Source organism: Streptomyces sp. NPDC051907 (genome assembly GCF_040681075.1).
Taxonomy (GTDB): Bacteria; Actinomycetota; Actinomycetes; order Streptomycetales; family Streptomycetaceae; genus Streptomyces.
Map to the genome: position 1 here is coordinate 13,623 of NZ_JBFAYB010000049.1, position 24,262 is coordinate 37,884.

At 72.3% G+C, this 24,262-nt stretch carries 20 protein-coding genes; 3 read left to right on the forward strand and 17 right to left on the reverse strand.

Annotation, left to right across the window (positions count from 1 at the left end):
- Nucleotides 1-19 precede the first annotated feature (19 nt).
- From AB0M39_RS23970 to AB0M39_RS23995, 6 genes are all read right to left on the reverse strand, one after another.
- Nucleotides 20-1,069, reverse strand: a complete 1,050-nt coding sequence (locus tag AB0M39_RS23970) for a BMP family ABC transporter substrate-binding protein (RefSeq protein ID WP_365367607.1) — start codon at nucleotides 1,067-1,069, stop codon at nucleotides 20-22.
- A 521-nt stretch (nucleotides 1,070-1,590) separates the two neighbouring features.
- On the reverse strand, nucleotides 1,591-2,811 hold the full coding sequence (locus tag AB0M39_RS23975; protein WP_365367697.1) for an amidohydrolase: 1,221 nt from the start codon (nucleotides 2,809-2,811) through the stop codon (nucleotides 1,591-1,593).
- A gap of 649 nt (nucleotides 2,812-3,460) precedes the next feature.
- Nucleotides 3,461-4,573, reverse strand: coding sequence for a hypothetical protein (locus AB0M39_RS23980; RefSeq protein ID WP_365367609.1), 1,113 nt, complete (start codon nucleotides 4,571-4,573; stop codon nucleotides 3,461-3,463).
- Nucleotides 4,574-4,678: 105 nt separating this feature from the next.
- Entirely contained in the window at nucleotides 4,679-5,602 is a 924-nt protein-coding gene (locus AB0M39_RS23985; protein ID WP_365367611.1) for an N-acetylneuraminate synthase family protein, read from the reverse strand.
- A gap of 11 nt (nucleotides 5,603-5,613) precedes the next feature.
- Nucleotides 5,614-6,861: an acylneuraminate cytidylyltransferase gene (locus AB0M39_RS23990; RefSeq protein ID WP_365367613.1), complete on the reverse strand. Its 1,248-nt coding sequence runs from the start codon at nucleotides 6,859-6,861 to the stop codon at nucleotides 5,614-5,616.
- Between the two features lie 23 nt (nucleotides 6,862-6,884).
- Complete coding sequence (locus AB0M39_RS23995) at nucleotides 6,885-8,201, reverse strand: DUF6716 putative glycosyltransferase (protein WP_365367615.1); 1,317 nt, start codon at nucleotides 8,199-8,201, stop codon at nucleotides 6,885-6,887.
- Between the two features lie 187 nt (nucleotides 8,202-8,388).
- Here AB0M39_RS23995 and AB0M39_RS24000 point away from each other — a divergent pair, with 187 nt between their 5' ends.
- Complete coding sequence (locus AB0M39_RS24000) at nucleotides 8,389-9,372, forward strand: glycosyltransferase family 2 protein (protein WP_365367617.1); 984 nt, start codon at nucleotides 8,389-8,391, stop codon at nucleotides 9,370-9,372.
- Nucleotides 9,372-10,781, forward strand: a complete 1,410-nt coding sequence (locus AB0M39_RS24005; protein ID WP_365367619.1) for an alpha-2,8-polysialyltransferase family protein — start codon at nucleotides 9,372-9,374, stop codon at nucleotides 10,779-10,781. Before AB0M39_RS24000 ends, AB0M39_RS24005 begins: the two co-directional genes overlap by 1 nt.
- 89 nt (nucleotides 10,782-10,870) lie before the next feature.
- On the opposite strand, the gene leuE is transcribed toward AB0M39_RS24005, so the two are convergent.
- Both leuE and AB0M39_RS24015 read right to left on the reverse strand, forming a co-directional pair.
- A complete protein-coding gene (gene leuE / locus AB0M39_RS24010) occupies nucleotides 10,871-11,527 on the reverse strand; it encodes a leucine efflux protein LeuE (RefSeq protein ID WP_365367621.1) in 657 nt (218 codons plus the stop codon).
- A 400-nt stretch (nucleotides 11,528-11,927) separates the two neighbouring features.
- Complete coding sequence (locus AB0M39_RS24015) at nucleotides 11,928-13,508, reverse strand: methylmalonyl-CoA mutase family protein (protein WP_365367623.1); 1,581 nt, start codon at nucleotides 13,506-13,508, stop codon at nucleotides 11,928-11,930.
- 272 nt (nucleotides 13,509-13,780) lie between these two features.
- Here AB0M39_RS24015 and AB0M39_RS24020 point away from each other — a divergent pair, with 272 nt between their 5' ends.
- Nucleotides 13,781-14,680, forward strand: a complete 900-nt coding sequence (locus AB0M39_RS24020; RefSeq protein ID WP_365367625.1) for a peptidoglycan-binding protein — start codon at nucleotides 13,781-13,783, stop codon at nucleotides 14,678-14,680.
- Between the two features lie 309 nt (nucleotides 14,681-14,989).
- Here the strand turns inward: AB0M39_RS24020 and AB0M39_RS24025 are convergent, their stop codons facing one another.
- The 9 genes from AB0M39_RS24025 to AB0M39_RS24065 form a co-directional block, all read right to left on the reverse strand.
- Nucleotides 14,990-16,000 carry a hypothetical protein gene (locus AB0M39_RS24025; protein WP_365367627.1) on the reverse strand — a complete coding sequence of 337 codons (1,011 nt, stop codon included), beginning with the start codon at nucleotides 15,998-16,000 and terminating at the stop codon, nucleotides 14,990-14,992.
- Nucleotides 16,000-16,755 carry an RNA polymerase sigma factor gene (locus tag AB0M39_RS24030; RefSeq protein WP_365367629.1) on the reverse strand — a complete coding sequence of 252 codons (756 nt, stop codon included), beginning with the start codon at nucleotides 16,753-16,755 and terminating at the stop codon, nucleotides 16,000-16,002. The genes AB0M39_RS24025 and AB0M39_RS24030 overlap by 1 nt, the downstream gene beginning before the upstream one ends.
- Nucleotides 16,756-17,027: 272 nt before the next feature.
- A complete protein-coding gene (locus tag AB0M39_RS24035; protein ID WP_365367631.1) occupies nucleotides 17,028-17,600 on the reverse strand; it encodes a hypothetical protein in 573 nt (190 codons plus the stop codon).
- 237 nt (nucleotides 17,601-17,837) lie between these two features.
- Nucleotides 17,838-18,371, reverse strand: coding sequence for a hypothetical protein (locus tag AB0M39_RS24040; protein WP_365367633.1), 534 nt, complete (start codon nucleotides 18,369-18,371; stop codon nucleotides 17,838-17,840).
- Complete coding sequence (locus tag AB0M39_RS24045) at nucleotides 18,371-19,513, reverse strand: hypothetical protein (protein ID WP_365367635.1); 1,143 nt, start codon at nucleotides 19,511-19,513, stop codon at nucleotides 18,371-18,373. The genes AB0M39_RS24040 and AB0M39_RS24045 overlap by 1 nt, the downstream gene beginning before the upstream one ends.
- On the reverse strand, nucleotides 19,513-20,073 hold the full coding sequence (locus tag AB0M39_RS24050) for a hypothetical protein (RefSeq protein ID WP_365367637.1): 561 nt from the start codon (nucleotides 20,071-20,073) through the stop codon (nucleotides 19,513-19,515). The genes AB0M39_RS24045 and AB0M39_RS24050 overlap by 1 nt, the downstream gene beginning before the upstream one ends.
- Nucleotides 20,074-20,242: 169 nt before the next feature.
- Entirely contained in the window at nucleotides 20,243-20,749 is a 507-nt protein-coding gene (locus AB0M39_RS24055) for a hypothetical protein (protein ID WP_365367639.1), read from the reverse strand.
- Nucleotides 20,750-20,967: 218 nt separating this feature from the next.
- Entirely contained in the window at nucleotides 20,968-21,666 is a 699-nt protein-coding gene (locus AB0M39_RS24060) for a DUF4328 domain-containing protein (protein ID WP_365367699.1), read from the reverse strand.
- A 291-nt stretch (nucleotides 21,667-21,957) separates the two neighbouring features.
- The gene (locus AB0M39_RS24065; protein ID WP_365367641.1) at nucleotides 21,958-23,574 is read right to left on the reverse strand and encodes a glycoside hydrolase family 20 protein; all 1,617 of its coding nucleotides are present in this window, start codon (nucleotides 23,572-23,574) and stop codon (nucleotides 21,958-21,960) included.
- Between the last annotated feature and the right edge of the window lie 688 nt (nucleotides 23,575-24,262).

A 24,262-nucleotide genomic window follows, 5' to 3' on the forward strand; every position in this document is an offset into this window, starting at 1 on the left:
TTCGGTCCCGAACGCTCGACTACGGAGCGGTCTTGACCTTGATCGTACCGGCGATGATGTCGGCCTTGGCCTTGTCGACCGCGGCGGTGACCTCGGTCATCTTGGTGTAGGCCGGGTTCGAGGCGGCCAGGCCCACGCCGTCCTTGTCGAGGCCGTAGCGGACCTCGCCGGACTGCGGCTTGCCGTCCTTGACCGACTTGATCACGTTGTAGACGGAGTCGGCCACATCCTTGGTCACCGAGGTGAGGATGTACTCCTTGTAGGACGCGAGGCCCTTCTGGTTGTACTGGTCCGAGTCGACGCCGATGGCCCACTTCTTGGCCTTGGCGGTCGCCTCGATGGCGCCGGAGCCCGCGAGACCGGCGGCGGCGTAGATCACGTCGGCGCCCGCGTCGAGCTGGCCCTGCGCGGCGGCCTTGCCGAGGTCGGGCTTGGAGAAGCCTCCGAAGTCCGGCGGCTGCGTCAGGTACTGGACCTTGACGTTGACGTCCTTGTTGGTGTCCTTGACGCCCTGGACGAAGCCCGCCTCGAACTTCTTGATCAGCGGGGTCTCCACACCGCCGATGAAGCCGACCGTCTTGGTCTTCGTCACCTTGGCGGCGGCGACGCCGGCCAGGTAGGAGCCCTGCTCCTCGTTGAAGACCAGGTTGGCGATGTTCTTGCCGGTCTTGGAGGTGTCGTCGATGAGGCCGAAGGTGGTCTTCGGGAACTTCGGCGCGACCTCGGCGATGGCGGGCGCGTAGGCGAAACCGACGCCGATCACCGGGTTGTTGCCGGCGCGGGCCAGCTCGGTGAGGCGCTGGACCTTGTCCGGGTCGCCCTCGCCCTCGGTGGGCTCGGCTTCGCTGCCCTTGATGCCAAGGTCCTTTTCGGCCTTCGCGAGACCGGCGTAAGCGGCGTCGTTGAACGACTGGTCGCCACGGCCGCCGATGTCGTACGCGATGGCGGCGCTGCCGCTACCGGTGCTCTCCGAGCTAGAGCTCGACGACGATTTACCGCATGCCGTGGCGGAGAGCGCGAGTGCCGCGGACGCGATGCCCACGGTGGCGATCCTAGTGATCCGGCGCAAGGGAGGCTCCTTCGACCTGACCTAAGCGCCACTTCCGGCGCTGGTTTTGGGGGCGATCGTAACGCGCGTAGATGTCAGTTAAAGCCCTGTTCATCAGTCGTTATCGGATCGTCGCGTTGCGGACCCGACTGGTACGCATGGGGGACATTCTGTCATAAATGGGACACAACGCGGCGAGAGCGCGTTTTCAGCCAACGCTCCGACACGGAGCGCCTCTTGTGGTCACCGGCAGTGACATGGACGCCGTGCGCGCGGACGGAGAGGACGGGCCCGCCGTCCGACGCCGAGACGGTCGCTGACACGCTCGCGGGAACAGTCGCGGGAACAGTCGCGGACACCGTAGCGAACGCCGTAGCCAATGGCGTCGCGAGCATGCGAACGCCGCCGCGAACGCTGAGGACGGAACGCCGAGGCGCCCCGTCCGTCCGTGCTCGGTGGAGCCTCCGGCCGACCGCAGCCCACCGCCTGGCCAAAGCCCGTCCAGACGGCTCCCCTTGACCGCCTCAGGGCAGTCGACCGCCTCAGGCCATGCCGTCCAGCAGCGCCGCCCCCGTGAACAGCTCCACGCCCACCTGGATCGCGTGCTCGTCCGCGTCGAAGTCGCCCCGGTGCAGGTCCTTGCGCGAGGTGTCGCCCGGCGTCCGCACGCCGAGGCGCGCCATGGCGCCCGGCACATGCTCCAGGTACCAGGAGAAGTCCTCGCCGCCCAGGCTCTGCTCGGTGTCCTCGATGGCCCCCGGCCCCCGGCGCGCGCTCTGCGCCTCGCGCAGCAGCTCGGTCACCACCGGGTCGTTGACCACCGGCGGGACTCCGCGGATGTAGTTGATCTGCGACTTCGCCCGGTGCAGCGTCGCGATCTCGTCGATCGCCGCGTGCACCAGGTCGGGGGCGGCCCGCCAGCCGGGCAGGTCCAGGCAGCGCACCGTCCCGGAGAGCTCCGCGTGCTGCGGGATGACGTTGCAGGCGTGGCCCGCCTCGAGGCGGCCCCAGGTCAGGGCGAGGCCGGAGCGGGCGTCCACGCGGCGGGCGAGCAGCGCCGGGACCTCCGTGACGACCTTCGCCGCCGCCGTGACCAAGTCCGTGGTCAGATGCGGGCGGGCGGTGTGGCCGCCGGGCCCGTCGAGGGTGACCTCCAGCCGGTCGCAGGCCGAGGTGATGGGGCCGGGCCGCAGCCCGATCGTTCCTGCGTCGACCCGGGGGTCGCAGTGCACCGCGACGATCTTGCCGACGCCGTCCAGCACGCCGGACTCGATCGCGTCGGGCGCGCCGCCGGGCAGCACCTCCTCGGCCGGCTGGAAGATCAGCCGGACCGGACGCGGCAGCAGGCCCTGCTGGTCGAGCTCCGCGAGGACGAGACCCGCGCCCAGGACGGCCACCGTGTGCACGTCATGGCCGCAGGCGTGCGCCCGGCCGGGCACGGTGGAGCGGTACGGGACGTCCGACTTGGTGTCCGGGATGGGCAGGGCGTCGATGTCCGCGCGGATCGCCAGAATGGGCCGCACGCCGTCCGAGGAGCCGATGTCGCACACGAGCCCGGTCCCGACGGCGAGCACCCGGGGCTTGAGCCCCGCCCGCTCCAGCCGGGCCTTGAGCGCGGCGGTCGTGCGGAACTCCTGGTTGCCCAGCTCGGGGTGCATGTGCAAGTCCCGGCGGAAGGCGATCAGTTCGGCGCGCAGCGCGTCGGGCAGCGTGCCGGGCAGTGCCGTTTCCCCGGGGAGGTCGGCGTCGGACTCGCGGGACATCAACTGGTTCACCTGTTGAAGGGTAGGCCCCTTCGGGGGTCAACTGACCATCGATCAACAAAACTTCAGCCCGATAGGGGAAAGAAAACTCGCCCGACTACGCATAGTCCTCATTCGTGACGGGTAAGCTCGTCCGGCCTTTCCGGCCTCTCGCGCACACTCCCATTCTCCCCCACGACCGGGTCAATCCGCTCGTCCCGCGGGAGGCGGCGGCCGGACACGGCGTCTGGGCCGTGCGCTCGGCCGATACGAGCGGGGCGCGATCAGTCGTGATCAGTCGTGATCAGTGGGGGCGATCGTGCGCCTCAGCGAGGCCGGATCCACCGTGGCTGCCGGGGCTCTCGTCCCGCTCGGCCCCTGCTCGACGATGCGGCTGCGCGACGCGGCCGGTCGGGCCGGCTGGACGACGCGGCTGGACGACGCCTCTCCACGGCGCCTGCGTGCGGCGCGTCGCGGACCGGCTCAGCCCGCGCCGCGGACCCGCTCACGCCCGCCGCGCTCGACGCGGCTGGCCGACGCGGCTGGTCGGGCCAGCTGGACGACGCCTATCCACCGCGCCTGCGTGCGGCGCGTCGCGGACCGGATCCCGCCCGCGTCGCAGGACCGGCTCACGCCCTCCGCCCTCCGCCCTCCGCGCGCCGCGCCCCGCTCACGCCCCCAGCAGCGTCGCGCCTCCCCGGGCCTCCGGGCCCATCAGCGTCAGGCCGTGCGCCTTGCGCGCCGCCTCCGTGACGCCCGAGAGGAAGTCCTGGGCCCGCGGCGAGGCCGTGTCCCGCAGCCACTCCGGGGCGATGTCGCAGACCGCGACCTGGATCCCGGTGCCCGCCAGGGCCAGCGGCAGGGTGTGGACCACCGTGGAGGGGAAGCTGACGACCATGCGGCCTATGGGCCCGCGCCGGGCGATGAGCTCCAGCGGGAGGTCCGGGCGCACGATCTCCAGGCCGGTCTCCACGGCCAGCCGGTGCAGCTTGTCGGGGCTCTCCCGGCGGTGCGCGAAGTAGCGGGTGGCGCCGTGCGCGCGGGCCAGGGCAGAGACCGCCTCCAGATACTGGTCCGGGTCCACGACCCCGGTCTCCACCAGGGACGTCCCGACCAGGTCGGCGCCCCGGGTGATCTTCGGCGGGCCGAAGCGCGCCCGGGTCCAGGCGAAGTCGTTGGGCGTCACCGTGATCCCCGGCGGCGGCTCCACGGGCATCGAGGTGAAGACCTCGACCGAGCGGGCCCGGGTCGGGGTCAGCCGGCGGCGGGCCAGCAGGGTGACCGGCGCGAGCACCAGCTCACGCGGCCCCCGGCGGCCCCGCCGGTGCCAGCGCACCAGCTTCTCGCCGCGCGCCAGCTGGGCGACGAACTCCATCGTGGCCGTGCCGTCGTCGACCACGGTCAGATCCTTGCGGCGGACCAGGGTCAGCAGAAGCTGTACGTACCGGGAGAACGGGTCCCCGATCACGATCCGCTCCGCCCGGCTCAGCATCGGCCCGAGCTCGCGCACCGTCCGCAGCGGCGCGCCCGCCCCGCCGCGCGCCTCCTGCCAGCGCACCGTGAACCCCTCGTCGCGGGCCAGCTCCGCCATCCGGCGCAGCTGGCCTCGCGACATCGGGTCGGTGGGCGACAGGACGACGACGGTGAGGTCGGCGGCCCGGGCGGGCGTCGATCCGGCCGGCTGCGCCGGCATCCCGGGCAGCAGGTCGCCGCCCGTCCTGGCGTGGGCCCACTCCAGGACGTTCAGGAGCTGGACCGGACTCTCCACAAAGGCGAGATTCACTGGGTTTCACCTCGAGATTCCAGGCCGGCCAGCCCGCTGGCCCGCTTGTGCGACCGGGAGTCCGGGGCGGGCGCCCCGGGGGATGACAGCACGGGAGGGAGCCCGTCAGACCGCGGCCGGCTCGCGGTCGCCGGCCTCGGCGACCACGCCCGCGACGCGGCGCAGCTTCTTCATCGGGGCGAGCTCGGAGTCGTAGACCTTCTTGACGCCGTCGCCGAGCGCGGTCTCGATGGTGCGGATGTCGCGGACGAGACGCTGCAGGCCGCCCGGCTCGACGGAGGCGGCCTGGTCGGAGCCCCACATGGCGCGGTCGAGGGTGATGTGGCGCTCGACGAAGGCCGCGCCGAGGGCGACGGCGGCGAGGGTGGTCTGCAGACCGGTCTCGTGGCCGCTGTAGCCGATCGGGACGTTCGGGTACTCCTCCTGGAGCGTGTTGATCACGCGCAGGTTGAGCTCCTCGGCCTTGGCCGGGTACGTGGAGGTGGCGTGGCAGAGCAGGATGTTGTCGCTGCCGAGCACCTCGACCGCGTGGCGGATCTGGCGCGGGGTGGACATGCCGGTGGAGAGGATGACCGTCTTGCCGGTGGCGCGCAGGGCGCGCAGCAGCTCGTCGTCGGTCAGCGAGGCGGAGGCCACCTTGTGGGCGGGCACGTCGAACTTCTCCAGGAAGGCGACGGCCTCGGTGTCCCACGGGGAGGCGAACCAGTCGAGGCCGCGCTCCTTGCAGTGCTCGTCGATCTTGCGGTACTCGTCCTCGCCGAACTCCACGCGGTGGCGGTAGTCGATGTACGTCATCCGGCCCCAGGGGGTGTCGCGCTCGATGTCCCACTGGTCGCGCGGGGTGCAGATCTCCGGGGTGCGCTTCTGGAACTTGACCGCGTCGCAGCCGGCGTCGGCGGCGGCGTCGATGAGCGCGAAGGCGTTGTCCAGGTCGCCGTTGTGGTTGATGCCGATCTCTCCCGTGACGTAGACGGGGTGACCGGGGCCCGCGATCTTGTTGCCGAGGGCGCGCAGACGGGAGGTGCTCATGGGGTCGTTCCTTACTTCTGAGGGGAGTTGGGGGTGGGGGTGTGGGAGGGGACGTGGACGGGGACGCCGTCGAGCGCCGGGCCGAGCAGCCAGGCGGCGATCTCGCGGATCGCCCCCTCGCCGCCGGGCGTGGCGGTGACGGCGCGAGCGGAGGCTCGTACGGATCCGTGCGCGCTCGCGACGGCCACGGGCCAGCCGACGAGGTGGAAGCACGGCAGGTCGTTGACGTCGTTGCCGACGTAGAGGACCCGCTCCGGCGCGATCCCCTGCTCCTCGCACCACTGCTTCAGGGCGAGGTCCTTGCGGTCGACGCCGTGCAGGACGGGGATCTGGAGCTTGCGGGCGCGGGCGGCGACGACCGGGTTCTGCTCGGTGGAGAGGATGAGCATCCGCAGGCCGGCCCGGCGCAGATGGGCGATGCCGAGGCCGTCGCCGCGGTGGACGGCGACGATCTCGCGGCCGTCCGCGTCGATGAGGACCTTGTCGTCGGTCTGGGTGCCGTCGAAGTCGAGGACGACCGCGTCGACGTCCTCGCGCACGGGCAGCGCGGCCTCGTCGAGCAGCGGCGCGAGGGCGCGGGCCCGGGCGAGGTCGTGCGGGTCGTCGATCTCCAGGACCCGCGCGGGGTCGGTCTCGACGAGGGCGGTGCGGCCGAAGAACCGGTGGCCGTGGGTGCGGAAGCCCTGGGCGTCCATGGCGTACGCGGCGCCGGTCTCGACGAAGTCCTCCGGCCGGTCCTGGCGGCGCGGGCGGTGGGCCTTGTCGTGGTTGACGCCCTGGCCGTCCTCGGCGAGGACGGCGACGGCGGCCTCGGCGGGGGCGCGGCGCCAGACGAAGGCGTGGAAGGAGGCGACCGTCACCGCCGTGTCGGCGCCGTCCTCCACCACCGCCGAGGCGACGCCGTCGACGTCGGCGGGGGTGATGAAGGGGCTGGTGCACTGGACGAGGAGGACGGCGTCGACCGGGCGGCCGTGCATCGACTCGTACGCGTCCATCGCGTGGATCACGGCCGACTCGCTGGTCGCGGTGTCGCCGGCGATGGCCGCCGGCCGCTGCACGGCCTCGGCGCCCGCGGCGCGGGCCGCGTCGGCGATCGCCGGGTCGTCGGTGGAGACCACGACGTCGGTGACCAGGCGGGCGCCGGTGCAGGCCCGTACGGCGCGGACGACGAGCGGGAGGCCGCCGACGGCCGCGAGGTTCTTGCCGGGCACGCCCTTGGAGCCGCCCCTGGCGGGGATCACGGCGAGGACGGTGGTCATGGAGGGGCGCTCCTTCGGGGGGTTCACAGTTCGCCCATGCGGCGGATGACGGGGGCGACGCGCTGGACGCCCTGGCGGTACGCGCCGCGCGCCGCCTCGCGGACCGCGTCGCGCACCACGCGCCGCAGGCCGGTGGGCGCCGCCTTCGGGGCCGCGCCGTGCAGCGGGGCGCCGTCGGGGCCGAGGTGGTGGCGGGCGAGGAGGGCCGGCAGATAGCCGGGCGCGGTGGCGGGGGTGTAGTACGGCGCGATCCTCGGCAGCTCCCGCTTGGTCAGCAGCTCGGCGACGCGCGCGCGGGCCGTGTCGAAGGCGCTGGCGTACGAGCCGTCGGCGGCGACGCCCTGCCGGTCCAGCCACTGCGGGTCCGGGTCGGGCCGGCGCCCGCCGTCGAGCTGGTCCCAGGAGGTCAGCAGGCCCGAGCCGAGGAAGTGGTGGTTGCCCAGGGCCTCGCGTACGCCCAGGTCGCTGAGGATCGCGGTGGGGATGCGGCGGTGCAGGGACTCCAGGGCGGCCGTGGAGGAGACGGTGACCAGCAGGTCGGTGCGGTCCAGCACCTCGCCCATGTGCCCGTAGACCAGGGAGAGGTTGGGCGGCAGGCCGCCGGGCAGCTTGTCGGCGAGCCGCTGGTAGGGCAGCTCCTCCAGGTGCGTGGTGTGCTCGCCGGGCTTGGAGCGCAGCTTGAGCAGCACCTCGCGGCCCGGGTGGAGCCGGGCGTGCTCGACGAGGCGCCGCAGCAGATAGGTGCGGTCGGCGCGGGACTCGGGCACGGAGGGCTGGGCGGCGAAGACGACGGTGTCGCGGTCGGCGCGCGCCGCGTAGGGGGCGCCGCCGAGGAAGGGCAGCGCGGCCTCGGTGACGGAGGAGGCGTCGGCGCCCACGCCCTCGTACACGGCGCGGAATCGGTCCGCGTCGTGGCGGGAGTTGGCGAGGACGACGTCCGCGCCGTGGCGCAGGAGCAGCCCGTCGGCGAGCTTCTCGTAGACGACGCCGACATAGCCGGTGACGACGACGGGCCGGCGGGGCAGCTCCAGGGCGGCGAGCCCGTGCAGCATGGCCTGGACGGCGCCGCCGACGAGGGCGAGGACGACCACGTCGTACTGCCCGTCCCGCACCGCCCGCAGGAACTCTCCTCCGGTCGCCTCGCGCAGGTCGTCCGCGCTCGCTCCGACCTCGGCGAGCTGGCGGGCCGTCGGAGTGGCCCGGCCGCGCAGCAGAAAGCCGCTCAGCTCGATGGAGGGATGCGGTGTGATGCGGCGCGCGGTGAGCGCGCCCCATTTCCACCGGGTGTCGGAGTCGGCGAGTACGGCGACCCGTACGGCCTCGCTGGTACGTGTTGGCACGTCGAGGACGTTAGAAAGGCATTCCGATTCACGGCCCAACGCGACCGCAACAGCGGGTTAACAGAGCGTCTACGGACGGGGATATAGCCCGGGAATCGGGCTGGTTAACAGATTCGACGCCCTGCGTTCACCGGCCGTCTCTCGCGCCTTCAGTACGAATGCCGGGGCCCGCCCTAGCCTCACGCAGGTGGTTAAGCTCTCCGTCATCGTGCCGTTTTACAACGTGCAGACATATGCCCCTGACACCCTCCGAAGTCTTCAGGCGAACGCCCGCGACGACTTCGAGTTCCTGCTGGTCGACGACTGCTCGACGGATGGGACGCCGGAGATCCTGGCGCGCGCGGAGCGTGAGGTTCCGGGCGCCCGGCTGATCAGACATGAGCAGAACGGCGGGCTCGCCACCGCGCGCAACACCGGCCTCGACGCCGCGTCCGGGGAGTACCTCACCTTCCTCGACGGCGACGACTGGCTGGCCCCCGGCCACTTCGCGCGGCTGCTGGCGGCCATGGAGGAGCTGGGCTGCGACTTCGTCCGCACCGACCATGTGCAGTGCACGGCGAGGGCCCGCACGGTCCACCGGGTGCCGGTCGGCCGCCGCGGCGAGGTGCTGCGGCCGCGCGACGCGATCCTGCCGGCGGACCGCTCGACCGGCGTCGACTACCCGTACGCCTGGGCCGGCATGTACCACCGGCGGCTCGCCGACCGGGGGCTGCTGCACTTCACCCACGGGCTGCGCACCGCCGAGGACCGGCCGTGGATCTGGCGGCTGCACCGCGAGGCGGAGTCGTTCGCCGCGGTCAGCCAGCTGGGCATCTTCTACCGGCGGGGCGTCGCCTCTTCGCTCACCCAGATCGGCGACAGCCGGCAGCTCGATTTCATCCGGGCATTCGACCAGGTGCTCGAAGAAACGGCGAAAGACCCGGATTCCGACCGACTGCTGCCCAAAGCCGTGCGTACCTACTGCGCGGTTATCTCCCATCATCTGGGTTCAATTGAGAGGTTCGAGCCGGCCGTGGCACGGAAATTGCGTTCGATGAGCGCCGCGGCGCTGAAGCGGATGCCGCAGGACGTGCTGAAGGACGCGCTGGACTCGATGGACGTCGAGCGCGCGTCCCGGCTGCGCAGGGTGCGCCGCCGGCCCGCCGCCCTGACCGCGGAGGCCGCGGCCTGATGCCTACGACACAGATCTTCTTCGCGTCCTCTCTGTACGGCGCCGCCACGCTGGCCGCCGCGCTCGACAGCGGCTGCTTCGCCGCTGCGGACCGGCGCCTGCTGCTGGTCGCCAACAACGCGACGACGCCGGAGACGACGCCCTCGCTCGACGAGATGACGGGCTTCGAGCGGCTGCGCGGCCGGTTCGACGACGTGGTCTCCTGGAACGAGGCCATCGCCCCCTTCCATCCGGGCGGCTGGTCCCCGCGCGCGGACGACGCCCCGATGTGGGAGCGGTATCTGCGGCTGCTGTGGGGGCTCGGCGACGACCGGATCGAGCTGGCCGTGGAGTCCATCCAGGTCAATCCGGCGCTCGCCGTCGCACAGCTCTTCCCGGACGCGACGCTGGACGTGTACGCGGACGGGCTGATGAGCTACGGGCCGACCCGCAACAAGATCGACCCGCTGGTCGGGGAGCGGGTGCGCCGCCTGTTCCATCTGGACCTGGTGCCGGGGCTTGAGCCTCTGCTGCTCGCCGAGTTCGGGGCACAGCCGCGGATCGTGCCGACGGAGGCGTTCGTCAAGGTCGTCGCGGAGCTCACGGACGCGGCGGCGGAGACGGCCGAGGCGGACGCGGCGGCCGAGGCGCGGCCGCCGTCGGACTCGGGCGAGGGACCGGCGCTGCTGCTCGGCCAGTATCTGGCGGCGCTCGGCATCATCACCGTCGCGGAGGAGGAGGCCCTCCATCTGCGCATGGTCCGCGGGGCGGTCGCGCTCGGCCACCGCCGGATCGTCTTCAAGCCGCACCCGACGGCCCCGGCGTCCTGGACGCGGGCGCTGGAGCGGGAGGCGGAGAAGCTGGACGCCGAGCTGACGGTCGTGGACCGGCCGCTGCTGGCGGAGGTGCTCTACAAGCAGCTGCGTCCGGCGCTGGTGGCGGGCTGCTTCTCGACGGCGCTGCTGACGGCCAGCACGTTCTACGGCATTCCGGTGGCCCGCGTCGGCACGGAGCCGCTGCTGGACCGGCTGACGCCGTACCAGAACAGCAACCGCGTCCCGCTGACGATCGTGGACGCGCTGATCCCGGACCTGGCGGAGGGCGAAGCGGGCGCGCCGAAGGCGGCGGACGAGTCGCTGACGGGGCTGATCAGCGCGGTGGGCTACGCGATGCAGCCGCAGCTGAGGCCGGATCTGCGCCCGGCGGCCGAGGCGTATCTGAGCGGCAGCCTGGGCGGCACGGGCGCGGGCGCAGGGGCCGGCGCTGGGACCGGCGCCGGTTCCGGTTCGCGCTCGGGCGCGTGGCGCTACTTCAAGCGGCGGCGGCTCACCGTGCTCGGGCTGCCGGGCGGGATCCCGGTGCCGAGGGGGGCCGCAGTGCGCAGGGTGGTGCGCAGGGCGCGCCGCCTGAAGAAGGCGGCGCTGGGCTGACGGCGACGGGGGTGCTGCCGGCCGGGCGGGGCGGGTGTTCGACCCCGCCCAGGTCGGGCCGCGGAGGTCACCGCCTGCTTCAGGCGACGTCAGGCGCTGCTGAGCGAGAGCTTCACCGCGAAGCCGAGGAAGAGCGCGCCGGCCGCCGACGTCACCCCGGCCGACAGCCTCTTGCGGCGGCGGAACGCGGCCGCGAGGTGGGTGCCGGTGAATATCAGCAGGGTCAGATAGAGGAAGCTCGCCAGCTGCGCGAGCGCCCCGAGCACCATGAAGGACAGTGCGGGATAGGCGTACCCCGGGTCGACGAACTGCACGAAGAAGGCGATGAAGAACAGGATCGCCTTGGGGTTGAACAGGCTGATCACCAACGCCCTGCGGAACGGCCGCTCGGCCGCCGCGGGCGCGTCCGAGCCCTCCGCCCCCTCGGCGGTGCGCTCGTGCCGGCCGCGCCACATCGACCAGGCCGCCCGGAGCATCCCGATCGCCAGCCAGGTCAGATAGCCGGCGCCGGCGAACTTCACGATCCCGAAGAGCAGGTCGTTGGCCTGGAGCAGCGAGGCCACGCCCGCCGCCGAGAGCACCATCAGGACGGTGTCGCCGCACCACACGCCGGCGGCGGCCCGGTAGCCCGTGCGCACACCGCGGCGGGCCGCGACGGAGAGCACGTACAGCGAGTTCGGTCCCGGCAGCAGAATGATCAGGGCAAGGCCGACGAGGTAGGTCGGAAGATCGGTGACACCCAGCATGAGGCGGAGTCTCGCACACGGGTACGACACTCCGCCTCCGCGTTTCGGATGGCGGAAACCGGTCGGCCGACACCCGCCGCCGAGACCGCGCCACACCAAGAAAGCGCAGCTCAGAGCCGCGGGGCTCAGCGCCCTCAGGGACTCGGAGGGCGACGCGCCCCCGCGCACGAGCTTGCGCGTTCGCCCCCGGCGCGCGCGCCGGGGGCGAACGCGCCGAGCGCCGCCCGGCTCAGACGGCGTCGCCGCTGAGGCCGAAGGCGAGGAACACCGCGCTCGGACTCGGCAGGCGGTCGGCAAACACGGCTCAGCACGGACTCAGCAGGCGGTCGGCAGACACGGCTCAGGGCGCGCCGCTCAGAACGCTCAGCTCAGGACCGCGCCGCTCAGAACGCCGCGCCGCTCAGAACGCGTCCGTCGGCACGTACGTCCCCCACACCTCCCGCAGCGCGCCGCACACCTCGCCCACCGTCGCCCGCGCCCGCAGCGCGTCCTTCATCGGGTAGAGGACGTTGTCCGTGCCCTCCGCCGCCTTCTTCAGCGCCGCCAGCGCCGCGTCCACCACGGCCTGGTCGCGCTCGGCCCGCAGCCTCGCCAGCCGCTCCGCCTGCTGCGCCTCGATCGCGGGGTCGACGCGCAGCGGCTCGTACGGCTCCTCCGCGTCCAGCGTGAAGCGGTTGACGCCGACCACCACGCGCTCGCCGCTGTCCGTCTCCTGCGCGATGCGGTAGGCGGAGCGCTCGATCTCGTTCTTCTGGAAGCCCTGCTCGATCGCACTGACCGCGCCGCCCAGGTCCTCGACCCGCTCCATCAGCGCGAGCGCCGCCGCCTCCACCTCGTCCGTCATCCGCTCGACGACATAGCTGCCGGCGAACGGGTCGACGGTGGCGGTGACGTCCGTCTCGTACGCCAGGACCTGCTGGGTACGGAGCGCGAGCCGCGCCGACTTGTCGGTCGGCAGCGCGATCGCCTCGTCGAAGGAGTTGGTGTGCAGCGACTGGGTGCCGCCGAGGACGGCCGCGAGCCCCTGCACGGCCACCCGCACCAGGTTCACCTCGGGCTGCTGGGCCGTCAGCTGCACCCCGGCGGTCTGGGTGTGGAAGCGCAGCATCTGCGACTTGGGGTTCTTCGCGCCGAACTCGTCGCGCATGATCCGGGCCCAGATGCGGCGGGCCGCGCGGAACTTGGCGACCTCCTCCAGGATCGTCGTGCGCGAGACGAAGAAGAAGGAGAGCCGGGGCGCGAAGTCGTCGACGTCCATGCCGGCGGCCACGGCGGTGCGGACGTACTCGATGCCGTCCGCGAGCGTGAAGGCGATCTCCTGCGCGGGCGAGGCGCCGGCCTCCGCCATGTGGTAGCCGGAGATCGAGATGGTGTTCCACTTCGGGATCTCGGCCCGGCAGTACTTGAAGACGTCGGCGATCAGCCGCAGCGACGGCTTGGGCGGGAAGATGTACGTGCCGCGGGCGATGTACTCCTTCAGCACGTCGTTCTGGATCGTGCCGGTGAGCTGGTCCGCGGGGACGCCCTGCTCCTCGCCGACGAGCTGGTAGAGCAGGAGCAGCAGCGCGGCCGGGGCGTTGATCGTCATCGAGGTGGAGACCTTGTCCAGCGGGATCCCGCCGAACAGCACCCGCATGTCGTCGACCGAGTCGATGGCGACGCCGACCTTGCCGACCTCGCCGTGCGCGATCGGCGCGTCCGAGTCGTGGCCCATCTGGGTCGGCAGGTCGAAGGCGACGGACAGGCCCATCGTGCCGTTGGCGATCAGCTGCTTGTACCGGGCGTTGGACTCGACGGCGGTGCCGAAACCGGCGTACTGGCGCATCGTCCAGGGACGGCCGGTGTACATCGAGGGGTAGACACCGCGGGTGTAGGGGTACGAACCGGGCTCGCCCAGCTTCTCCGCGGGGTCCCACCCGTCCTGTGCGCCCGGCCCGTAGACCGGTTCGATGGGCAGTCCCGACTCGGACTCGCGCGCCATGAGCGTGTGCCTCCCGCTGTTGCTACTGGCTGGTAACTATCCTCGCGACGGACTGTAGCGGCGGGCGCCCGACGGATGGAGAGGCGCTCGCTGGGACCTTGCTCACAGACCCGGCAGGCGTCTCCCCCTCATGATGCGCGGGATTGCGCAACCGGGCAGGACGGGAATCTGTCCATAGGGACACAGGAGATACAGGGGACAGGGGGGCGTCGATGCTCAGGAAACCCGCCATAGGCAGATCGCGCGGATCGCTCGGCTCGCACCGTTCGGCCGTGCCGCGGTCCGCCGTCCGCACCTCGCTGGCCGTCGCGGCCGTGCTGACCGTGACGGCCGGCTGCACCGCCCAGGCGGTGACCCCGTCGCCGGCGCGGGCCGACGACAAGCCCGCCGCAACACCCGCCGCCACGCCGTCCGGCACGCCCTCCGGCGCGGCGAAGCCCTCGCCGACCGCCTCCAAGCCCCCTGCCAAGACGCCCTCGAAGACGCCCTCGGCGACTGACTCGGCCACCCCCGGCCCGTCCCCGTCCGGCCCGGCGCCCAAGGTCCTCATGGAGCGCGGCGCCAAGGGCGACCAAGTGCGCGAGCTGCAGGCGCGGCTGGCGCAGATCGGCTGGTTCGACGACCGGCCCAGCGGTACGTACGGTCCGGTGACGACCGCCGCCGTCAAGGGCTTCCAGGGCAAGCGAGGCCTGCCCGCGACCGGCGCCACGGACACAGCGACCTGGCAGAGGCTGCTCGGCATGACGACGAAGCCGACGCGCGAGGAGCTGGACGGCACGGCCGTCGCCAAGCCCTCGGCGAAGCTGGACCCGCGCTGCAAGACCGGTCGGGTGATGTGCGTCAGCAAGACCACCCGGACGCTGTCCTGGGTGGTCGACGGCAAGGTGCTCTCGACGATGGACGTGCGCTTCGGCTCGCAGTACACGCCGACGCGCGAGGGCGTGTTCTCGGTGGGCTGGAAGTCCCGGCACCACGTCTCGACGATCTACAAGACGCCCATGCCGTACGCGATGTTCTTCAGCGGCGGCCAGGCGGTGCACTACTCCTCGGACTTCGCGGCCCGCGGCTACAACGGCGCTTCGCACGGCTGTGTGAACGTCCGGGACGAGGGGAAGATCGCCGCGCTCTTCGCTCAGGTCCGCACCGGCGACAAGGTCGTCGTCTACTGGTGACGCGAAGCTCGGCGTCTTGGGCGGCGGGGCGCGGGCCCGGCCGCGGCCCGGGAGGCGGGCCAGAGCGGGCTGGAAGCGGAGAGAGGCGCGGGCGGGACCGGGGGAACGTGTCCCGCCCGCGCCGATGCGCCGAGCCGTAGGTACGGGGGGAACCCCGGCTCAGGCGCAGCCGATGACCAGTCGGCTCACTTATTACTGCGCCACTGACTCAAAAAACGTCACACCTGGGCCGGAGGCTCGATCGGAACAGGTTCGGCGAGCGGCTCCACACGACGCTCAGCCCCGCCAGTGCTGCGGAGAAGTCGCAGCTCAGGACGGGTTCAGCTGAAGGGTGGGATGCGCCTGGGGCGCGCGCTCGGTGAGCGCGGGGGCAGGCGCGCCGGGCGCGCCGGGAGACCAGGCGGCACGCGGCAGCCTGCCGGGCTTGCCGCCTTCGGAGCCGTTGCTCTCGCCGCCGTCGTCTTCGGCGCCGTTGTCGCCGTCGCCGTCGCCGCCGTCCGTGCCGCCGTCGCCCCTGCTGCCGTCCTTGGCGGCGCCGATCAGCCGGTCGCAGAAATTCTTCACGCCGTCCGGGCCCTTGGCCGCCTTCTCCAGGAGGAGCCTGTGCTCGGGCTTCATGCTGCCGCCGCGGTAGTCGCGGCAGGCCGCGAGGGTCTTGCGGTACCACTCGCGGTTGCGGTCGCGGATCTTGTCCTCGGGAGAGCCGCTGGGCGAGGCGGACGCGCCGCCGGTCGGCTCCCCGGTGGGGCTGCCGCTCGCCTTGCCCGGCTCGCCGCTCGCGTCGGGGCTCGGCGGGGGCGTCGTGGAGGGGGCGGGGTTCTCCTCGGGGGGCAGCGGGGACGGGAGCGCCTGCCGGTCCTCGGGCGACGGGCTCTTCAGCGGTCCGGGGGTCTCAGCGGCAGAGACGGAGGAGCCGGGCAGCGGCTCCTCGCCGCCGAAAGGGAGCACGCCGGCGCCCGCCGCGACCGCGACGCCGCCGAGCGCGCAGCCGGCCACCGCCGCGGCGATCCCGAAGCGCACCGGACGCCCGAAGCGCAGCATGCGCGGCGGTCTGGGCGGGTGCGCGAGCCGCACGGTTCCCAGGAGGTCGCCCGCGGGCACGGCGGAGTCCGCCCTGGCCTTGCGGAACGCGGCCATGGCGGCTGCCTCGCCGGGCATCTCGCCGTCGTCGTCGAAGGTGGTCCGGCGCGCGGAGTTCAGCGCTCCGGACAGTCGCGCGGCCTGGACACGGGCGTGTTCGTCAGCGGCCTCGACAGGTTCGCCGCGCAGCAGTCGCTCCGCCGAATCCTTGTCAAGCCACTCGTACCGCTCGTCGGCCATCACATGTCCTTCTGCGTCCGCAGGCGTGAATGCGTCACACCAGCGGGGGCCGTCGCGCCCGGCCGGGGGCCGCGCTGAGACGGTACTGCGTCGAGATCCGGCGCGCGTTCGGCGGGCTGCGCCCCGCCTGGTCCGGCGACCGCTCCGGCGCCGTGGGCCATGCCGTCGTGGTCCGCGCAGCCGGGTTCCTGGGGCAGGTCGGCGGTGTCCGCGCCGAGCAGCTCGGCCAGTCGTTTCAGCCCGCGGTGGGCGGCGGTGCGCACGGCCCCGGGCCGCTTTCCGAGGGTCTTGGCCGCGCTCTTGGCGTCGAGGCCGACGACGACGCGCAGCACGACGGCCTCGGCCTGGTCCTGCGGCAGCTGGGCTATGAGCGCCATGGTGTCGCCGGTGGAGAGGGACTCCATGGCCAGGGCCGCGGTGTCGGACTCGGCGGGCTTGCCGGTCAGCTCGGTCTCGTCGCCGCCGACGGCGGGGCGCCGGCCTCGCATGCGTATGTGGTCGAGTGCGCGGTTGCGGGCGATGCGTGCGGCCCAGCCGCGGAAGCGGTCCGCGTCGCCGCTGAACCGGTCGAGGTCGCGGGCTATCTGCAGCCACGCCTCGGACGCGACGTCCTCCGCCTCCGGCTCGCCGACCAGAGTGCGCACATAACCGAGCAGCCGCGGGTGCACGGCGCGGTACACAGTACGGAACGCTCTCTCGTCCCCGTCCTGTGCCGCGAGCACCGCGGCGGTCAGCTCCGCGTCGTCCCCCAGCACTACCTCAACCTGTCTTGAATCGCAGCTGGTCACTGCTGCCGCGCCACCCTGCGCGAACCAGCACGCTACGTCGTCGTCGGGCCCTGCGTCCATGCCTTGTACAACCTGCAACAAAATCCTGACTTCAGCGCGGTGTGACAGAAAACGCACTCACGGCGCTGAAGGAAGTACGGGGCGGCACTGCGGCCCCGGCGGACGACGACCGGGGCCTCTCCTGTGGGGGGTGGCGGCCCCGGTCGTCCTTCCACCCTCCATCCTGCCCTGCCGCTCCGTCATCGCCGGACGCGTGCGCGCCGCGAGAGGGCCGCGCGCAGCACCCGCTGCCCCTCGGTGGACAGATCCAGAGCGGCCCGCAGCCCGCCGCCGTGGGCGTCCGCGTCCGCGAGGATCTCCAGTATCTGCATCTGTCTGCGCAGTTCGCCCGAGACGAGCGGTCCCGCGCCCTCCGGCTCGCCCTCGCGGCAGCGCTTGATCAGCTCGGCCCCGTCGGAGCCGCCCGGGCCCGCGTCGAAGCGCTGGTGGAGTTCGAGCGCGGCGAGGGAGCACGCGTCGGACCACTGCCGCAGCCCGGCCGGCTCCCACTCGGAGGGCGCCGCGCCCAGCATCTTCCGTACGACGGCGGCGTCTTCGTCCTCGACGGTCGCGCTCTCCATGGTCTCCCTGGCTGCGGCGAGCCGTTCGGCCCAGTCCTCCTCGCCGCCGGCGAGTCCCGCCCACAGCGGGCGCGGCGCGTCGGCCTCGGGCGCCAGCAGCGGCAGACAGCGGTCCAGGCACGCGAGTCCACTCGCGGCCAGGCCTCGCTCATCCGCCTGAGCGATCAGTTCCGTCAGGCTTCTCGACGCCATATGGACGCCTCCCATCGCGGACGCAGTACTTCCTCTTACTGCGCCTCATGGCTCGAATGCGTCACTCCGGGAGGCCCGGAATCCCCAGCCCACCAAGGAATCGGAAGAAGAGTTCCTCGGCAAGCGGTTCCGTCCGATTGGCGGAAAATAGCTCCCTCAACGGCACTTCGGCCGGAACCCCGCCCACCTCTTCCGCCCGCTCGACGGACCCTCGACAGCGAGGCCTCCAGGGCGCGTTCAGCCGCCGCCGACGCGCTCGAGGACGGCGTCCGCACAGCCGTCGGGGTCGCCCTGCGCGAGCAGCAGCGGCGCCGACGACGTGCCGCCGACCGCCAGATACTGCGCCCGGGAGGGGCTGTCGTCCCACAGCCCGCCGCCCTTGAGTCCGAGCCTGACGCGCCGCCCGTCCCCGCCGTCGACCGGCTCGTCGCTCCAGGTCCCGGTCCCGTCGAAGCGCCGCTGCGGCGCCTCGCCGTCCGCGTCCAGGTCGTCGAGGTCGACGGGCCACCGCTCCACCGCGGCAGCGGACTTCCCGTCCTTCCCGGGAGGAGAGAGGACGATCCGCATGCCGTGCGGTCCCTCGTACGTGCCGGCGCGGACGACCGCCGAGCCGTCCGAGACCGGCCGGGGGCACTCCTCCCCCAGGACCGACACGGCGACGCAGCCCAGCGGAAGGACGACCAGGAACGCCACCGCCAGGCAGACCTTCCGAGCACGCGTGCGCACCAGCCGGCCCGGCGCACGCCACGCCGCCGACGACTTCATGGACATCAGGACCCCTTGGGACTGAGCCGCTCGGTCCAGGTGATCGTCTCCTCGATGTCACGCCCGGGACCGTATTCGTGATTGAGCTTCTGCTGCCATTTCTGATAGCCGGGCAGGAAGGACTCCATGTCGGTGTCGTTGGTGAGCCGGTACTGGACGATCACCTTGCCGTCGTCGTCGATCCCCTTCACCTCGTAGTCGACGTCGAACGAGCCGAGCAGGGACTGGGCCTCGTTGGTGTCGCCGCCCCAGAGGTTGTCGATGCCGGAGAGCCCGGCCATGTCCTTGGCGTAGGTGCCGACCTGGGTGGGGAGTCCGTCGGACGAGATCTTGTGCTTCACCCGGCCCGACCCGTTGCCCTCCTCCCACTGCTTGAGCGTGTCGGCCCTGATGTCCTTCATGCTCTCGCTCTGCCGCAGCTGCTCGGTGAACTTGTCGCCCATGTTGAACTGCTGGTCGTGGCGGCCGGTGCCGGTCGCCCAGTCGGTGAGCAGCTCGCGCGGAGTGGTGTCGTTGCGGTCCGGGTAGGGCTCCAGGCCCTGCTGGTCGCGCTCGAGGGCGTTGAGGCGGTCGTCGCCGATGTCGCCGGTGTGGTTGATGTCGGAGCGCGTCCTGCCCTGGTTGAACCACCGGTCGACGCCGATGTTCTCCTGGACCGTGATCGCGAGATGCTGGTCGGCGAGCGAGCCCCGGCGCAGGATGTCGTTGATCTCGGCCTGGGCCTCCTCGATCTCCTTCTTCTCGTCCTTCTCCGGGCCGCCCACCTTGCACACGCCGTCCGAGACCAGCTTGGACACCCCGCCGTCGTCGCCGACGTGCATGCCCTTGGCGCGCGCCCGCTCCACCGCGCCCTTCAGCTCTTTCTGAATCGCCACGAGTTCGCCGGCGCCGTCCTTCAGCGCCGCTTCCATGGCCTGGGCCACCTTGGCCGCGGCGGCGAGCTGGCGCTCGATGTCGTCGATCTGCGCCCAGGCGTACGGGGCGGCCATGCCCTCCCAGTACCCCTTGTCCCGCAGCGCCTTGAGCACCTCGTCGCGCATCCGGCGGGAGAGTCCGTCGACGTCCTTCGCGGCCTGGCCCCACTTCAGCGACAGGGTCGTCAGCTTGCCGAAGTCGGAGCCCACGAGGTCCTTGTAGAGCGCCGGCATCAGAACCCCCACCGGTTGTAGACGGGGTTCTGCACGAGCGGGGGGTGCGGTGGAAGGCCGGGATCGGCCATCGACCCGCCGCCTCTGCGGATCCGGTCCTCCAGGTCGTGCTCGTTGCCCTTGTAGTCGCGCGACGCCAGCCTGAGGCTCTCCGAGATATTGGCGATCCAGCCGCTCACCAGCCCCGCCTGCTCCTCCCAGTGCCTGGCCGAGCTCTTCAGCGCCGGGCCGGTCTCGAGGTCGCCCACGGCGGCGATGGCCGCGAGCGTGTCCGTCTCGAGCGAGGCCGCGGCCTTGTAGAAGACGGTGTAGATCTCGTCGGCCTTGCCCGCGGCCCCCTCCAGGACCTTGCCCTCGATCTTCAGATCCGTGGCCACCGGGCCGTGCACGCCCGGCGGGAGGGTGCGCGCGGGCGGCTTGGGCGCCAGCGGGTCGTAGATGTTCGGGGCGCCCGGGCTCGCCTGCAGCGGCCCTGGCGCCAGGCCCGCCGACTGCCCCGGCGGCTTCCACAGCACGCCCTCCGGCAGGGTGTCCTTGCCCTTGGGTGCTTCGCTGGCCATGCGCACTCCGTTCCGTCCCCCGTCGACCGTGCCCGGCGCGGCTCAGCGCTCGGCACGCCGGCGCGCACTCCCCTGGCGCGCCCCTCTCACGGCACCCGGAGATGGTAAGCGGCCCGGTGCGGCCCGCGCATGAGTACCCGTACCCAGGCGTGCGCCCCTGGCGGCCGCGTCAGTCCGGGAGGCCGGGGATCCCCAGCGCGCCGAGGAAGCGGAAGAAGAGCTCCTCGGCGAGCGGCTCCGGCCGGGCGGCGGCGAGGACCTGCCCCAGCGGCTCCTCGGACGGCGCCGTGCCCGCCTCGGCCGCCCACTCCAGGGCCCGCAGCACCGCCTCGTCGGCGGGCAGGAAGAGGTCGTCGACGACCATGCCGTTGGCGTCGAGGAAGCCGGCCATGGTCTCCCTGGCCAGGCACGCGTACCAGGAGCCGCTCTGCGGGGCCGAGGCCTCCACGGCCACGCAGGCGCTGTCCATCACATAGCCGAAGAGCACCGGCGACCCCATCGACCGGGCGAGCGCCCCCATGTCGCCGATGTCCGGCTCGCTGGGATGCTGCCAGATCTGCCAGCCGTCCGGGCGCTGCTGGAACAGCGTCAGATTCGCCCGCACTCCCGCGAGCGCGTCCTGCTCCGCGAGCGAGCGCTCGCTCCTGCCCACCACGTAGTAACCCGAGAACCCCATGTCCTGCTCCCCCCTGTGCTGACCCAAGCGTGACGGGGAGAGCCACCCGCGCGTCACTCACACACTATTGCGCCACACCCCTGTTACATTCTGCTCACATGCAACGCGGCTTATGCGGCCAGTAGTTGGCCGCAGCGGCCCCACGCGCCCGCGGTGTGAGCCCGCGCGCCCCCGGGCGGGCTCACACCGCGACTTCGTCGTCTTCGCTCCTCGGTCGTTCAGACCGCCGCCGGCGCCGCCTCGCCCGGCGCGGGCGCACCGCCCGTCGCCTTGGTGTGCTGCATCCGCGTGAGGCGCCGGACGAAGAGGATCGCCAGCACGGCGGCCACGATGTCGAGGACCGTGCTGAACATCAGCGTGTTCGCGGCCGACCGCAGCTCCTCGGCCGAGTCGGCCCGGTCGTACTGCTTGCTCGCGATCCGTTCGATCGCGAAGCTCACGACCATCACCGTCCACCAGAGGTTCAGGGCGGATCGCCCGTCGCCCTTGGCGCCCGCGTACGGGTCGGGGCGGCTCGCCGTCCACACGTCGCCGGCGATCTGGCGCGGGATCCAGAGGTTGGCGATCGGGATGAACCAGCTGCCGATCGCCCAGCCCTTGCCGCGCTGCATCAGATCCGGCGCGAAGACCTCGGCGTTCGACCGCACCCGGTAGAACCAGACGATGAAGACGGCGGCGGTGGCGACCAGCGCGAGGAGCTGCAGCGCGCTTCCGCCGACCATCAGCCAGTCGGCGCGCTCCAGGTCCTCGTCGGAGTACGCGGCGACGTCGCCGTCGATCACGCTGCCCATCAGGGACCGCAGGTTGACGGCGGTGGAGAAGGCGAAGGCGTCCGCGAGGACGACGAAGGCGAGCAGCGCCACGACGGCGTGCGAGAGCCCGACCGGCGAGCGCAGCACCGGCCCCACCGGCCCCATCGGGTACGGGCCGGGCGCCGGCACGGGCTGCGGGGCGGCGGCCGGCGCACCGGCCGCCGCCGCGCATCTCTCGCAGCGCTCCTGTCCGTGACTGGCTGTGTTCGTTGTGCAGTCGGTGCAGAGCATGGCTGTGCGGACCCCCCACGGGCGAGAAGAGGACGCCCCTCCCCCAGGGCGTCAGGCGATCACGGCCGCGCTCACGGCGACCGCGAGCGACCGCGCGCGGGGCGCGCGGTCGCTCGCCGGAAGATACGCGTCGGGCGCGAGCGCCGTCCATCGCGTGTCCGCAGCTCAGCCCAGCTGGTTCGCCAGCGCCGTGAAGCCCGCCCAGTCCAGCGGCGGCTGTCCCGGCGTCCACAGCTTCTGGGACACCGCCCGCAGCGGCATCCGGATGCCCGCCGCCACCTGCTCCTCGGTCTGGGCGCCGGAGAGGTCGCACCAGACGGCGAGCCGGCCGCCCAGGATCTGGTCGGAGTAGCGCGCGGGGACGGGCGTCGTGCCGCGCAGCACCAGCGGGGTCCACTCCTCGTAGATGCGCCGGCCGGTGGGGTACGTGAACTCGTTCGGCTCGCCGAGCACGTAGTAGAGGTACTCGTCGTTGAGGTTGACCACCTTGCGGCCCTCCGCCAGATACTCCTCCGGCGGCCGCGCCCCGATCTCCTTGCCGGTCCAGTACTCGACCTCGACGTCCTTGTCGCCGGAGACCACTCCGCCGCGGAAGAAGCCGTCGTTCCACGCCTTGGGCCGCTTGTCCGCCTCGCGGACGGTCGCCGCGCGGTCGTTCAGCCAGCCGGTCGCCAGGTCCTGGACGCGGGCCTGCGCTCCGTACTCCTGCACGGCCGCCTGGGCGAGCTGCGGATAGGAGGCCTCGGGGTTCGACACGGTCAGCGCCTGGTACTCGTCGGCGCCGATGTGGAACCAGGCCCCGGGGAACAGCTCCGCGTACTCGCGCAGCAGGTCGTCCACGATCTGAGCGGACTGGGGGTTCGAGATGTCGACGGCTCCCTGCCGCGGCACGCCCTGGACGTTGCGGAGCTGGAGCTGCGGGTGGGCCTTCATGACCGCGCCCAGGTGCCCCGGCGAGTCGATCTCGGGCACGACGGTGATGTGCAGGCTCTGCGCGAGGGCGATGATCTTGCGCACCTCGGCCTTGCTGAGGTGCTGCTCGGAGACGACCTCGGGGTGCGAGTCGGAGGCTATTCGGAAGCCCTGGTCGTCGGAGAAGTGCAGGCCCAGCTGGTTGAGCTTGAGGTCGGCCATCTCGCGCAGCCGCGCCTCGATCCAGGCCGCGGTGAAATGCTTGCGCGCGATGTCCAGGTTGAGCCCGCGCTGCGGCCGATCGGGCTGGTCGCGTACGACGCCCTCGGGCATCGCGCCGCCCGAGCGCAGCGACTGCTTGAGGGTCCGGGTGCCGTAGAAGACCCCGGCCTGGTCGGCTCCGGTGATCTTGACCCGTCCGTCGCGGGCGACGAGGGTGTACGACTCGCCCTTCCCGCCGGACCCGAGCGCCAGCTCCACGTCTCCGGCGCGTGCGGGGACCTCGCCCCGGTAGGCGATCTTCAGCTCCCCGGCTATCAGCCGTCCCTCGTCGGCGAGCTCCTCGTCGCCCTCGGCTATCACGACCCCGCGCCCGGGTCCTGGCTTCCAGCCCGGCCCGCGGGCGGCCTCGTGGTCGCGCACGGAGGGGATGACGGCGGGCGGCTTGGAGAGCGGGTACACCCGTGTGGGTGAAGGCGACACGGAGGGCGTGGGCGCCTGTGCGCGCGCCTCGTCCTGTGCGTCGCCGCTCCCGGGTCTCTGCGGTGCGTCGCCACGGCTCTCCCCCGAGCAGCCGGTCAGCGCCAGCGACAGCGCCGCCCCCAGAGAAACCATGACGCCTGTGACCCGCGCGCCTCGAGAGTCCCACATCACCCGCAAACCTCCTTTATGCCGCCAAATGCTGACGAAACACCCCCATCATCGTCCATTCCCTGAGCTGAAACCCTCCCATCCGGGTGAAAATCGTGCATCTTCGGACAGCTACCATCCGCCGTCGACAGCGTTTCACCTTGGCGTCCCGGCAGTCTCATGCCCCACAGCGGCCACCTGAGCCCCGCCCACAACCCCCACGACCGCCGCCACTCCACCACACCTCCCGCCCGCGCACCCTCGCCCGTTACCGGCCCGCCTGCCCCCGGATCCGCCCGCCCAACGCCACGGCCCGCCCGGCCGACCTCTCCGAGGCGCTCGCCCACGAGTCCTCCGCCGCCCCCGCACCGCGGGCGCCCGGCAGGCCGCCCGCGCGGCGCACGAGAGCCGCTTGGGGCGCGCCTTCGCGATCCGCCCGGCCGGGCACCGCCCCGAGGAGCACCTCGACCAAGCGCCGGCCCCCATCCGCACCCGGCTCGCCCGCGCCCGACTGGCACATGTAGTGGCCAACCATCCGGAAACAGACGCCGCGGGGGCTTCCCGATAGCCCGTCCGAGGCTGTTTGATTGCCGGTTTGATCACACCTGAGGACCCCGGGCGAACGAACCGACAACTCGTCGCTACGATGGCCGGGGCCGGTGGACCGTACCCGGCCGGGCCAGACCGACACCCACAAGCCGGCAGGCCC